Origin of the sequence: Lysobacter sp. 1R34A, from assembly GCF_051217035.1 — a bacterium.
In the GTDB taxonomy this organism is placed as follows: domain Bacteria; phylum Pseudomonadota; class Gammaproteobacteria; order Xanthomonadales; family Xanthomonadaceae; genus Lysobacter.
On the sequence record NZ_JBPKJP010000051.1, the window covers coordinates 17,206 to 29,948 of the forward strand.

The window sequence follows — 12,743 nt, forward strand, 5'->3', positions numbered from 1 at the left end:
AGCTACGCAGACGTATCCCACCTCACTGTCCGCAACCAGGCCGGCGGTGTCGAGCGCTCGGGGTTGCCGTTGACGTCCCGACCAATCCAGGTTCGTCGCGTTCTCCAGCTTGCCGGTCGTGAAGCCATCGACGACGATCCGTGCGATGCCGGTCGGACTGTCGAGAGCGAAATCGCCGGGCGATTGTCGGGAATCGAGCCGGAGCGGGACGCTCAGGCCGGCGCCGGAACGTGGCGCGGGGCTCGTATCAGGCGCGCTTGAGCGTCCACGGCCGCAACTGCCCGCCGCGATAGACGATCAAGTACACCGCGACCACCCAGGCGGTGGCGACCGCCCAGCCGGCGAGGATGTCGGAGGGGAAATGCACGCCGAGGTAGAGGCGCGAGAAACCGACCAGGGGCACGAAGGCGGCCATGAGCGCCAGCACCGGCCAGCGCCATCGGGTGTTCCAGCTCAGCAGGATCAGGGTCGCCGCGAGGGTCATCGAGCCCATCGCGTGGCCGCTGGGAAAACTGTAATTGTGCTCCGGCGCGATCGACTCCCACAGCGACGGCCGCTCGCGGGCGAAGAACTGCTTGGCGGCGATGTTGAGCAGGGCCGAGCCGCCGAGAGCGAGCGCGGCGAAGCTGCCTTCGCGGAAGCGCCGGCGCGCGATCAGCGCGACGACCAGGGCGATGTCGAACGGCACCACCCCGTGCAGATAGCCGATCCGCGAAATCAATACGAAAAACTTGTCGTAGCCTTCGCGCGCCAAGCCATGGGCGTATTCGAGAACCGGCACGTCGAAGACGATCGCTTCTTGCTCGTGGATCTCGTCGGCCAGCTCGGCGAAACCCCACAGGGGCGTCAGCAGGCCGACGAAGACCAACAGCAGCAGCCAGCCATGGCGGCGCAGCAAGGCGACGCCGAAGCGCGCTTCCTGCTGCAGGGTGCCGTCGCCCCGGCAGGGGACGACGGCCGGATCGTCAGGCGCCTGGGGAACGGGCGCCATAGTTGCGCTCGACGTAATGGTCGATCAGGGCGACGAACTCCGTGGCGATGTTCTCGCCGCGCAGGGTCACGGTCTTCTGGCCGTCCTCGAACACCGGCGCCGACGGCGCCTCGCCCGTGCCCGGCAGGGAAATGCCGATGTTGGCGTGGCGCGATTCGCCCGGGCCGTTGACGATGCAGCCCATTACCGCGAGGGTCAGGTTTTCCGCGCCCGGGTGGGTGATCTTCCATTCCGGCATCTTGGCGCGCACGTGTTCCTGCACCTTCTGCGCGAGTTCCTGGAAGAAGGTACTGGTCGTCCGGCCGCACCCCGGGCAGGCGGTCACCATCGGGGTGAACGCGCGCAGGCCCATGGTCTGCAGCAGTTCCTGGGCGACGATGACTTCGTTGCTGCGGGCCTGGCCCGGCTCCGGGGTCAGCGAAATGCGGATGGTGTCGCCGATGCCTTCCTGCAACAGCACGCCGAGCGCGGCGCTGGAAGCGACGATGCCCTTGCTGCCGATGCCGGCTTCGGTCAGGCCCAGGTGCAGGGCGTGGTTGCTGCGGTTGGCGAGTTCGCGATACACCGCGATCAATTCCTGCACGCCGCTGACCTTGGCGCTGAGGACGATGCGTTCGGACGGCAGGCCGAGTTCGACCGCGCGCGCGGCCGAGTCCAGCGCCGAACGGATCAGGGCCTCGCGCAGCACGCGGCCCGCGTCCCAGGGTTCGGCGCGCTCGTGGTTTTCGTCCATCAGCTTGGCCGCCAGGGCTTGGTCGAGCGAACCCCAGTTGGCGCCGATGCGCACCGGCTTGCCGTGCTTGATCGCCAGTTCGATCAGGGTGGCGAACTGGCTGTCTTTCTTCTTGCCGAAACCGACGTTGCCGGGATTGATGCGGTACTTGGCCAGGGCCTCGGCGCAGGCCGGCTCGGCGGTCATCAGCTGATGGCCGTTGTAGTGGAAGTCGCCGATGATCGGCACCTCGATCCCCATCATCGCCAGCTTGTCGACGATGCGCGGCACCGCCGCCGCCGCCTCGGCGGTGTTGACGGTCACCCGCACCATTTCCGAGCCCGCGCGCCACAGCTCGGCGACCTGCTTGGTGGTCGAGGCGACATCGGCGGTGTCGGTGTTGGTCATCGACTGCACCACCACCGGGGCGCCGCCGCCGACTTCGACGCCGCCGACCTTGACCGTACGGGTCAGGCGGCGCGGGAGGGGGCCAAAACCGGAATGAGCGCAGGGCAGGACGAGGTCTGAATTCATGCCCGCCATTGTAGCGCCGAGGGCCGGGCTTACGTGTCGCGCAGGTGAAGCGCGGAACGATGAACGGCCCGGCGTGCAGCTCCGAGCCGCGCTGCGGCGCCGAGACCGGGGCCGCCCATCGCGATACTATCGGCGCCTGCGACGGTTGGCGCTCCTGCAGCGCCGCGCCCTCGCCCCTCCTGTCAGCCGTGCCTCCTGCCCGCCTCATGCCCCCCAGCGACCCCGATCACGTCCTCACCCCGAGCCAGCTCAATACGCTGGCGCGCAATCTGCTCGAGGACACCTTTCCGCTGATTTGGGTCGAAGGCGAACTCGGCAATTTGTCGCGACCCTCGTCCGGGCATCTGTACATGACCCTGAAGGACGCGCGCGCCCAGGTCCGCTGCGCGATGTTCAAGCCCAAGAGCAGCTGGCTGAAATTCGTCCCGCGCGAAGGCCTGCGGGTGTTGGCGCGCGGCCGGCTGACCCTGTACGAGGCGCGCGGCGACTACCAGCTGGTGCTCGATCACATGGAAGAGGCCGGCGAAGGCGCGCTGCGGCGCGCTTTCGAGGAGCTCAAGGCGCGGCTCGGCGCCGAAGGCCTGTTCGACAGCGAACGCAAGCGCGAGCTGCCGCGTTTCCCCACCCGCATCGCGGTGATCACCTCGCCGAGCGGCGCCGCGGTGCGCGACGTGCTCAGCGTGCTGGCGCGGCGCTTCCCGCTGGTCGAGGCCGAGGTGTTGCCGGTGCCGGTGCAGGGCGACGCTGCGGCGGCGCAGATCGTCTCCATGCTGCAACGGGCCCTGGCCTCGCAACGCTACGACGTGATCGTGCTGGCCCGCGGCGGCGGCTCGCTGGAGGACCTGTGGGCCTTCAACGACGAACGCTTGGCACGCACGATCGCCGCCTCCGATGTGCCGATCGTCTCGGCGATCGGCCACGAGACCGATTTCAGCCTCGCCGACTTCGCCGCCGACGTGCGCGCACCGACGCCTTCGGTCGCCGCCGAGCTGCTGGTGCCGCAACGCGAGGACCTGCTGCATCGCCTGCGCGTGCTGGAAGCGCGTTTGCGCAATCTTCAGCTGCAGCGCCTGCGCCAGGCGATGCAGCGTGCCGATCGCGCCGGCCTGCGGCTGAACGCACTGCGCCCGCAAGCGCGATTGGCGGTCCTGCGCGGTCGCCAGCAGGATGCGCTGCGCCGCCTGCGACAGGCCTGGCGCCGCCAGCTCGAACGCGAGCGCGCGCGCCTGCGCCATGCCGACGCGGTGCTGCGCGCGCATCAGCCCCAGCGGCGCATCGCCGGATTGCGCGAGCGCCTGAACGCCCTCGCCCATCGCCCGCAGGCCGCGATCGTCCGGCGCTTGCGCAGCGATGCCCTGCGCCTGCGCGGCCTGGCCCGCTCGCTGGAAGCCTGCAGCCCGCTGGCCACCGTAGCTCGCGGCTACGCCATCGTCCAACACGAAGACGGCCGCGTCGTACGCAGCGTGCTCGACGCCGCCCCAGGCGACCGCCTCAACGCGCGGGTCAGCGACGGGCAATTGCGCTTGGTCGTGGAAGCACCGGCGGGCGGCGACGGCGAGCGCGGGTAGCGACGGCGCCTGCGCCTGCGCCTGCGCAACGATTCTCGGCCTGCGTGCGGATCTTGGCGTTCTGACGGATGGCGGTCGCGGCTTGCGCCGCTCCTACCCTGTGGAGCCACCGCATCGGTTTGTGCGCGAACCTGCCCCTGTAGGAGCGGCGTGAGTCGCGACCACGGAACGCGCAGAAGCCATGAGGCCGTCGGCATTCGTAGAAGCGGCGTGCCTTCGCCAGGGTAGGAGCGGCGCAAGCCGCGACCGCGCTGTTGCGGTCTTGCGAAGTCTCGATCAGAAAGATGCAGATCAAGATCAAATCCAAAGCTTCCGCCACTAAAGTGGCGGCGGGTTACTTTCTATTGTCTGAAGCAACAAAAGAAAGCTACCAAAGAAAAGTGCTTTGTTTTGAATTACAGGCCCGCACGAACGGTGCTTGCGCAGGCATTTTTCATACGGGACCTCCCTGCCCCGATGAAAAACGGCCCGCATCCCTGCGGGCCGCCCTCCGGGTATTCGATTGCCTTCGCTAGGGCGAAGCTGCGCACAAGGACGACGGAAGCGGCAGCATCGGCATCTAGTAAACGCGTTGTGGCCGACGCCGGCTACGAACTGGCGCGGTCGCGGCTCACGCAGCTCCTGCAGGGTCGGTCGAATCAGGCCGCTGCACCGGTGCCACTTGCTCCCCGATCCGCCACGCGATGCACTGTTCCGCCCGCGCGCCCCCGTCGTCGCCCGCCGCTAACGCCATTTGCGCCACCATCGCAGGGCTCGGGCCCCGCCGCCCGATACGGAGCTCCGCATGACCAAGGCGTCCGATCTGTTCGTCGCCGCGCTCGAGGCCGAAGGCGTCGAATACGTGTTCGGCATCCCCGGCGAGGAAAATCTCGACCTGCTCGAATCGTTGCGCACCTCGACCATTCAGCTGGTCCTGACCCGCCACGAGCAGGCCGCCGGCTTCATGGCCGCGACCTACGGCCGGCTCACCGGCAAGGCCGGGGTTTGCCTGTCCACCCTGGGGCCGGGCGCGACCAACCTGGTCACGGCCGCCGCCTACGCCCAGCTCGGTGCCATGCCGATGCTGATGATCACCGGCCAGAAGCCGATCAAGACCAGCAAGCAGGGGCATTTCCAGATCGTCGACGTGGTCGACACGATGCGCCCGCTGACCAAGTACACCCGCCAGATCGTCGCCGCCGACAGCATCCCGGCGCGGGTGCGCGAGGCGTTCCGGCGCGCCGAGGAGGAACGCCCGGGCGCGGTGCACCTGGAGCTGCCGCAGGACATCGCCGGCGATCCGACCCAGGCCCGGCTGATACCGGCTTCGTTCTCGCGCCGCCCGGTGGCCGAGGACAAGGCCATCGAACGCGCCGCCGAGGCCATCGCCCAGGCTCGCCATCCGATCCTGATGATCGGCGCCGGCGCCAACCGCAAGACCACCGCCAAGACCCTGCACGCTTTCGTCGCACAGCTCGGCATCCCCTACTTCACCACCCAGATGGGCAAGGGCGTGCTCGACGAGAACGGCCCTCTGTGGCTCGGCAACGCCGCGCTGTCGGACCACGACTTCGTCCATCGCGCCATCGACGCCGCCGACTGCATCGTCAACATCGGCCACGACGTCATCGAGAAGCCGCCGTTCTTCATGCGCGAAGGCCGGCGCACGGTGATCCACGTCAACTACGCCAGCGCCGAGGTCGATGCGGTGTACTTCCCGCAGATCGAAGTGGTCGGCGACATCGCCCACTCGGTCTGGCGCCTGTCGGAAGCGCTGCGGCCGCAGGCGCATTGGGACTTCTCGTTCTTCGACCGTGTGCGCAGCGCCCTGTCGGCGCAACTGCTCGAACGCAGCGACGACGACCGCTTCCCGCTGGCGCCGCAGCGCCTGGTCGCGGAACTGCGCGCGGCCTTGTCGCCGCGCGACGTGGTCTGCCTCGACAACGGCCTGTACAAGCTGTGGTTCGCGCGCAATTACCGCTGCGCCGAGCCCAACACTTTATTGCTCGACAACGCCCTGGCGACGATGGGCGCGGGCCTGCCGTCGGCGATCGCCGCACGCATCGTCTGCCCGGACCGCAAGGTCGTCGCGGTCTGCGGCGACGGCGGTTTCATGATGAATTCGCAGGAACTCGAAACCGCGGTGCGGCTGGGGCTGGACATCACCGTGCTGGTGCTGCGCGACGACGCTTACGGCATGATCAAGTGGAAACAGGCCCACGAACGCTATCCGAGCTACGGCATGGACCTCGGCAATCCCGACTTCGTCGCCTACGCCCGCAGTTACGGCGCGCGCGGCCACCGCCCCGAATCCAGCGATGCGTTCGGTCCGCTGCTGCGGCAGGCCCTCGACACGCCGGGCATCGACCTGATCGAAGTGCCGATCGATTACCGCGACGACGACCGTATCCTAAACGAAGACATTCCGCGCCTTGCCGCCGCCGTGCAGTGACCCGGCGCAGCCATCCAACACGAACCAGGAGCACGCCATGGCCCGATCGCCGAAACCGTCCGAGCGCGGCAAAGCCGCCAAGCCCGCGAAGCCGGGCAAGGGGCTCAAGCCCAGCTATCCCTACTACCTGGCCAACCGCCCGGTCGCGGCCAATACCGCGCTCGAGGTGCTCGACAAGTACAGCGGCAAGCGCGCGACCCGGGTCGCGATGGCCGATGCGGTGGCGGTGCGCAAGGCGATCGTCGCCGCGCACAAGGCGCGCGAAACGATGGCCGAGTTCACCCCGGACCGCCGCCGCGACGTGCTCGAGCATTGCGTACGCCGCTTCGGCGAGCGCTTCGATGAACTCGCGCTGGCGCTGTGCATCGAGGCCGGCAAACCGATCCGCGACGCCCGCGGCGAGGTCACCCGCCTGATCGATACCTTCCGCATCGCCGCCGGCGAGGCTACCCGCGGCGCCGGCGAGCTTATCGAGCTGCAGATCTCCGAACGCACCCGCGGCTATCGCGGCATGGTCAAGCGCGTCCCGATCGGGCCGTGCAGCTTCATCACCCCGTTCAACTTCCCGCTCAACCTGGTCGCGCACAAGGTCGCCCCGGCGATCGCCGCCGGCTGTCCCTTCGTGCTCAAGCCGGCGATCAAGACTCCGGTCGGCGCGCTGATCATCGCCGAGGTGTTGGCCGAGACCGACCTGCCCGAAGGCGCGTTCTCGGTGCTGTGCTGTTCGAACGAGGACGCATCGCTGCTGGTCGAGGACGAGCGCATCAAGCTGCTGAGCTTCACCGGCGGCCTGATCGGTTGGGACCTCAAGGCGCGTTCTGGCAAGAAGAAGGTCACCCTCGAACTCGGCGGCAACGCCGCGTGCATCGTCGACGCCGACCCGGGCGCGAGCCTGGATCACGTGGTCGAGCGACTGGTGTTCGGCGCGTATTACCAGAGCGGCCAGAGCTGCATCAGCGTGCAGCGCATCTACGCGCATGCCGACATCTACGACAAGCTGCGCAAGAAGCTCAAGGCCGCGATCGCCGCCTTGCGCATGGGCGACCCGCGCGACGAGGCGACTTTCATCGGCCCGGTGGTCGACGTCGATGCCGCCAAGCGCATCGAGTCGTGGATCGACGCCGCGGTCAAGGGCGGCGCCAAGCGCATCGTCGCCGGAGCGCGCGACGGCAACATGATCCCGGCCACTCTGCTGGAAAAGGTGCCGCGCGATTCCGACCTGTACCGCAAGGAGGTGTTCGGCCCGGTCGCCTTGATCGAACCCTTCGACGATTTCGACAAGGTCCTGGCGACCGTCAACGACAGCGATTTCGGCCTGCAGGCGGGCGTGTTCACCGGCCGGCTCGACCATGCGATGAGGGCCTGGGACCGGCTCGACGTCGGCGGCGTCATCGTCGGCGACGTGCCGAGCTTCCGCGTCGACAACATGCCCTATGGCGGCGTCAAGGATTCCGGCCTCGGCCGCGAAGGCGTGCGCTACGCGATCGAGGACATGAGCGAACAGCGGCTGTTGGTGATCCGCGATGCAACCGAAGCGATGTAACCCTGGATCTCCCTGAAGCCAGGCCCTTCCCGCCTGGCGGCCGGGGCCGACTCAACCCGTCCGACAACGCCCGAGCCTTGCGTTCGGGCCGAGCCAGGTCGAGCGCCAAGCACCGCCCTCCCGAAGAAATTTTCGCCGGCTCAACCCCGTGGCCGCCGATGGCGCGTTTGCTTCTCCAGGTCCACACACCAGGGAAGCCGCCATGCACGTCCAAGCCGCGCCGCAGCCGTCGTCCAATCTCCGTACCATCCACACCCTGCGTCCCCTCAGCGCGGCCTTGCTGACCGCGCTGGCATTCTCCATCGCCGGTTGCCAGGCCCCCGGCGAGCTGGCCCAGTCGCGCGACAAGGCCGAAGGCGACGCCTACCTCGCCGAAGCCGGTACTCGCGACGGAACCGCCGCCGCGACCGATGCCGCCGCATCCCCGGCGCCCGCTCCCGCCGTGTCGCCGGCGCCGCTCGCCGAAGCCGCCAAACCCGTGCGTGGCGATGTCCGCGCCCACGGCGCAACCGTGCAGTCGCGCGAACGGGCGTTCGTGGAAGCCAAGGCGATGCCGAGCGGCAACACTGCCGCGCAGCGCACCACCCTCGACCGCATCCAGGTCAGCGGCAGCCGGATCGGATCGGCGCCGCGCCTGACCAGGCACAACCTGTCGGCTCCGACGGCCCCGGCGTTGCTCGCGCCGCCGGCGCCCCCGGCGCCGCCGATGCACCAGGCCAGCGTCGATACGGAAAAATACGCCGAGCGCGACGACAACCCGGTGCAGCGGACCCGCGAGCAACCGCTGTCGACGTTCTCGATCGACGTCGACACCGGCAGCTATGCCAATATCCGGCGCATGCTCGGCGACGGCCAGCGGCCGCCCGCCGATGCGGTGCGCGCGGAAGAGTTCATCAACTACTTCGATTACGGCCACGCCGCGCCGGCCTCGCTGGCGACGCCGTTCCGGGTGAGCACCGAACTCGCGCCGGCGCCGTGGAATGCGCAGCGCCAACTGCTGATGATCGGCATCAAGGGCTTCGACGTGCCCAAGAAGACCTTGCCGCCGGCCAACCTGGTGTTCCTGATCGACACCTCCGGCTCGATGAATTCGCCCGACAAACTGCCGCTGCTGAAAAGTTCGTTCTCGATGCTGGCCAAGCGGTTGCGCGCGCAGGACCGCATCTCGATCGTGGTCTACGCCGGCTCGGCCGGGCTGGTGCTGCCGCCGACGCCGGGCGACCGCCAGGACGAAATCCTGGCCGCGCTCGACCGCCTCGAGGCCGGCGGCAGCACCAACGGCGGCGACGGCATCCGCCTGGCCTATGCGATGGCCAAGCAGGCCTACCTCGCCAACGGCGTCAACCGGGTGATCCTCGCCACCGACGGCGATTTCAACGTCGGCACGGTCGACGACAACGCCCTGGAAACCCTGGTCGCCGACCAGCGCAAGAGCGGCATCGCCCTGACCACGCTCGGCTTCGGCCGCGGCAACTACAACGACGCGCTGGCGGAAAAGCTCGCCGACGTCGGCGACGGCAACCATGCCTACATCGACACCCTGCAGGAAGCGCGCAAGGTGCTGGTCGAGGAAATGGGCTCGACCCTGATGACCATCGCCCGCGACGTCAAGATCCAGATCGAATTCAACCCGGCGCTGATCGCCGAGTACCGCCTGATCGGCTACGAAAACCGCCTGCTCAAGCGCGAGGATTTCGCCAACGACAAGGTCGACGCCGGCGACATCGGCGCCGGGCACGAGGTCACCGCGCTGTACGAACTGACCCCGGTCGGCTCGACCGCGATGCGACTGCCGGCCTTGCGCTATGCCGACAGCACGCCGGTGGCGCAGGCCGGCGGCGAAATCGCCAACCTCAAGCTGCGCTACAAGCGTCCCGGCGAGGAGCGCAGCCAGTTGATCGAAACCCCGATCCGGCGTTCGAGCCTGCGCCTGGTGGCGAGCGAGCCGATGCGCATGGCCGCTTCGGTCGCGGCGTTCGCCGACGCCTTGCGCGGCGGCAGCCAATACGACGGCTGGAGCTGGGACCAGATCATCGCCACCGCGCGCGGTCTCAAGCTCGACGACCGTTGGGGCCAGCGCGCCGAGTTCATCGGCCTGGTCGAACGCGCCAAGGTGCAGATCGGCGAGATCGGCCGGGTCGGGCCGGTGGCGGGCGTGGCGGTCAGCGAATGAACGGCAAGGCCGCCTTCGCGGCGGCCGCGTCGGCCCGGTCGCCGTCGACCGGGCCGCTCGCTGCGGGGTCTGCCGGATCGGTATCGAGACCGATCCGGCCCGATCCGTTCGGCGCTACCGCCGGCGCGTCCGGCTCTAGCGAGTCCAAATCGAGCGAGTCTGTATTGAGCGAGCCCGCTCCGAGCCCGCCCGCGCGGTAGCTCTCGGCGAGGCTCGCCGCGCTGCGGATGTGTTCGGCGGGATGGCCGAACAGATAGCCCTGGCCGTAGGTACAGCCCAGCTCGCGCAAGGCCGTGCGCTGGGCTTCGGTTTCCACGCCTTCGCCGATGGTGTGGATGCCGAGGGTGCCGGCCAGCGCCTGGATCGCCCGCACCACCGCGACGCTCTCCGGACGCGACTCGCCGACCAGGCCCGCGACGAAACTCTGATCGATCTTCAGGCACTCGATCGGGAACCTGTGCAGATACGACAACGCCGAGAACCCGGTGCCGAAATCGTCCAACTGCGCCAACACCCCGTGGTTGCGCAGGTTGCGCAGCATCCGCAAGGCGCGCGGGACATCGTCGAGCAAGGCGACCTCGGTGATCTCAATGCGCAGGCGGCGCGGATCGGCGCCGGCTTCGTCGATCATCCGCAACAGCCGGTCGGCGAAATCCCCGGAACGGAAATGCCGCGGCGAGACGTTGACCGAGATATAACCGTCGCCGCCGCGCGCCAGTTCGGCGACGACGCGGCCGTAGAGGATCCAGTCGGCCTCCTCGATCAGGCCGCTGTCCTCGCCCAGGCCGATGAATTCGCGCGGCAGCAGCAGGCCGCGTTTCTCGTGGCGCCAGCGCAGCAGGGCCTCGTGGCCGATCAGGCCGTGGTCGTCGAGGCGCACGATCGGCTGGTAATAAGCGATGAAGGCGTCGCCGTTGATGGCCCGGCGCAGATCGGCTTCGAGGTCGAGAATGCGCATCGCCTGCTCGCGCATCTCCTCGTCGAACACCGCGCAGCGCCCGCGGCCGGCGCCCTTCGCCCGGTACATCGCGGCGTCGGCGTCGCGCAGCAGCTCGATGCCGTTGCGGTAGCGCGGATGCCACATGGCGATGCCGATGCTGGCCGACGGAAACACTTCGCGACCGGCCACCCAGCACGGCTCGCCGAGCGCGCGCAGCACCCGCGAGGCCAGTTCCTCGGCGACGCCGAGCCCGTCGATGTTCTCGATCAGAATCGCGAATTCGTCGCCGCCCAGGCGCGCCACGGTGTCGTTGCTGCGCACGGTCGAGACGATGCGACGGCTGCTTTCGACCAGCAACTCGTCGCCGGCCGAATGACCGACGCTGTCGTTGACCAGCTTGAAGCGGTCCAGATCGAGGAACAGCACCGCGAACGCGCGCTGCTCGCGGCGCGCGCGGGCGATCGCATCGTCCAGGCGTTCGAGCAGTTGGCCGCGGTTCGGCAGGCCGGTCAGGGCGTCGTGCAGGGCCTGGTGGGTCAGCTTCTGTTCGGCGCGCACGCGCTCGCCGATCTGGGCGAGCAGTTCGGCATTGGTATGGGCCAGCTCGCGGGTGCGCGAGGCGACGCGCTGTTCGAGCTCGCCGTGCGCGGTCACCAACCGGTCCTGGGCCTGCTTGCGCGCCAGGCCGATGCTGATGTGGTGGGCCACGAAGGTCAGCAGTTCCTGGTCGCGGGCGTTGAAGCTGATCGCCCGCGAATAGCTCTGGATGGCGATCACCCCGACCACCGAGTCGTCGCGGTACAGCGGCACGCCGAGCCAGCAATGCGCGGCCGAGCCGTGGCTGCGCACTTCGCCGCGGCTGTTGAGCTCGGCGATGCGGTGGCGGTCGGCGAGCAACGGCCGGCCCTGGCGGATCACGTATTCGGTCAGGCCGCCGGCGAGCTGGCGGCTCTCGCGGATCATGTCGCGCTCGTCGATCGAATACGGAAACTGCAGGCGTTCGCCGTCGTCCGACAGCAACGCGATGTAGAAATTGCGCGCGTACAGCAATTCGCTGACCACGTCGTGGACTTGCGAATAGAAGCGGCCCAGGGTGTCGGAGGTGATGGTCAGCTCGGCGATGCGGAATAGCGCGCGCTGCAGGCGTTCGGAGCGCTGGCGCTCGATGATTTCGGCCTGCAGGTCGCGGTTGCTGAGCTGCAGGGCGTAGGTGCGCTCGGCGACGTGGCGTTCGAGCTCCTCGCGCGCGCCGAACCGGTCGAGCGCGGTCAGGATGTGCTGGGCGACGAACGACAGCAGCGCCCGGTCTTCCTCGCCGTAACTGCCGGCGCTCTCGTAGTTCTGCACCACGATCGCGCCGCACACGCGTTCGTCGCGGCGCATCGGCACGCCGAGCCAGTCGGCGCTGTCGGGGCCGTGGTAGTCGTCCGGCGGCACGCCGAGCAGGTCGCGCAGCGCCGCCGAGCTGCCCTGCAGCGGCTCGCCGTGGCGCAGCAGCGCCAGGGTCAGGCTGTTCGGCATCTCCTCGCCGCGGATCACCCGCTGCGGATCGGCCACGTAGGGGTCGTGGCGGTCGGCGAAATACAGAAAACGCATCGTGTCGGCGACGTCGTCGTAGAGCACGATGTAGAAATTCTCGGCGTACATCAGGCCGCAGACCACGCCGTGGATGCGGCTGAGCAGGTCGGTCATCTCCAGGCCGGAGCCGGCCAGGTCGGCGATCCCGTACAGCGCCTGCTGCAGGCGCTCGGATTTCTCCAGGGCCTCGGCGCGGGCGTGGGCGCGCACCGCCGCCAGGTCGGCGGCGACGATGCGCCGCGCCATCGCCAGCCAGGCCGCGCGCAACGGCGT

At 68.8% G+C, this 12,743-nt stretch carries 8 protein-coding genes; 5 read left to right on the forward strand and 3 right to left on the reverse strand.

Annotated elements, in window-relative coordinates; translation table 11 throughout:
- Positions 1–247 precede the first annotated feature (247 nt).
- Together ACSAMQ_RS12640 and ispG are read right to left on the reverse strand one after the other, a co-directional pair.
- Entirely contained in the window at positions 248–991 is a 744-nt protein-coding gene (locus ACSAMQ_RS12640; protein ID WP_435395980.1) for a phosphatase PAP2 family protein, read from the reverse strand.
- Positions 966–2,237: a flavodoxin-dependent (E)-4-hydroxy-3-methylbut-2-enyl-diphosphate synthase gene (gene ispG / locus ACSAMQ_RS12645; RefSeq protein WP_435395981.1), complete on the reverse strand. Its 1,272-nt coding sequence runs from the start codon at positions 2,235–2,237 to the stop codon at positions 966–968. Before ispG ends, ACSAMQ_RS12640 begins: the two co-directional genes overlap by 26 nt.
- A 206-nt stretch (positions 2,238–2,443) precedes the next feature.
- Here ispG and xseA point away from each other — a divergent pair, with 206 nt between their 5' ends.
- The 5 genes from xseA (at position 2,444) to ACSAMQ_RS12670 (ending at position 9,952) form a co-directional block, all read left to right on the forward strand.
- Positions 2,444–3,805, forward strand: coding sequence for an exodeoxyribonuclease VII large subunit (gene xseA / locus ACSAMQ_RS12650; protein WP_435395982.1), 1,362 nt, complete (start codon positions 2,444–2,446; stop codon positions 3,803–3,805).
- A gap of 284 nt (positions 3,806–4,089) precedes the next feature.
- Positions 4,090–4,320, forward strand: a complete 231-nt coding sequence (locus ACSAMQ_RS12655) for a hypothetical protein (RefSeq protein ID WP_435395983.1) — start codon at positions 4,090–4,092, stop codon at positions 4,318–4,320.
- A gap of 269 nt (positions 4,321–4,589) precedes the next feature.
- Positions 4,590–6,236 carry an acetolactate synthase large subunit gene (locus ACSAMQ_RS12660; protein WP_435395984.1) on the forward strand — a complete coding sequence of 549 codons (1,647 nt, stop codon included), beginning with the start codon at positions 4,590–4,592 and terminating at the stop codon, positions 6,234–6,236.
- Positions 6,237–6,273: 37 nt separating this feature from the next.
- On the forward strand, positions 6,274–7,779 hold the full coding sequence (locus tag ACSAMQ_RS12665) for an aldehyde dehydrogenase family protein (protein ID WP_435395985.1): 1,506 nt from the start codon (positions 6,274–6,276) through the stop codon (positions 7,777–7,779).
- A 202-nt stretch (positions 7,780–7,981) separates the two neighbouring features.
- Positions 7,982–9,952 (forward strand): vWA domain-containing protein, encoded by a 1,971-nt coding sequence (locus ACSAMQ_RS12670; protein ID WP_435395986.1) that lies wholly within the window; start codon positions 7,982–7,984, stop codon positions 9,950–9,952.
- Here the strand turns inward: ACSAMQ_RS12670 and ACSAMQ_RS12675 are convergent.
- A partial coding sequence (locus tag ACSAMQ_RS12675) for an EAL domain-containing protein (RefSeq protein WP_435395987.1) occupies positions 9,942–12,743 on the reverse strand: 2,802 nt, incomplete at its 5' end. The genes ACSAMQ_RS12670 and ACSAMQ_RS12675 overlap by 11 nt on opposite strands.

What these genes read in the sequence shown, in the direction of transcription:
- ACSAMQ_RS12640 (WP_435395980.1), bottom strand. Translation starts at nt 991, where the DNA reads ATGGCGCCCGTTCCCCAGGCGCCTGACGATCCGGCCGTCGTCCCCTGC.
- ispG (WP_435395981.1), bottom strand. Translation starts at nt 2,237, where the DNA reads ATGAATTCAGACCTCGTCCTGCCCTGCGCTCATTCCGGTTTTGGCCCC.
- xseA (WP_435395982.1), top strand. Translation starts at nt 2,444, where the DNA reads ATGCCCCCCAGCGACCCCGATCACGTCCTCACCCCGAGCCAGCTCAAT.
- ACSAMQ_RS12655 (WP_435395983.1), top strand. Translation starts at nt 4,090, where the DNA reads ATGCAGATCAAGATCAAATCCAAAGCTTCCGCCACTAAAGTGGCGGCG.
- ACSAMQ_RS12660 (WP_435395984.1), top strand. Translation starts at nt 4,590, where the DNA reads ATGACCAAGGCGTCCGATCTGTTCGTCGCCGCGCTCGAGGCCGAAGGC.
- ACSAMQ_RS12665 (WP_435395985.1), top strand. Translation starts at nt 6,274, where the DNA reads ATGGCCCGATCGCCGAAACCGTCCGAGCGCGGCAAAGCCGCCAAGCCC.
- ACSAMQ_RS12670 (WP_435395986.1), top strand. Translation starts at nt 7,982, where the DNA reads ATGCACGTCCAAGCCGCGCCGCAGCCGTCGTCCAATCTCCGTACCATC.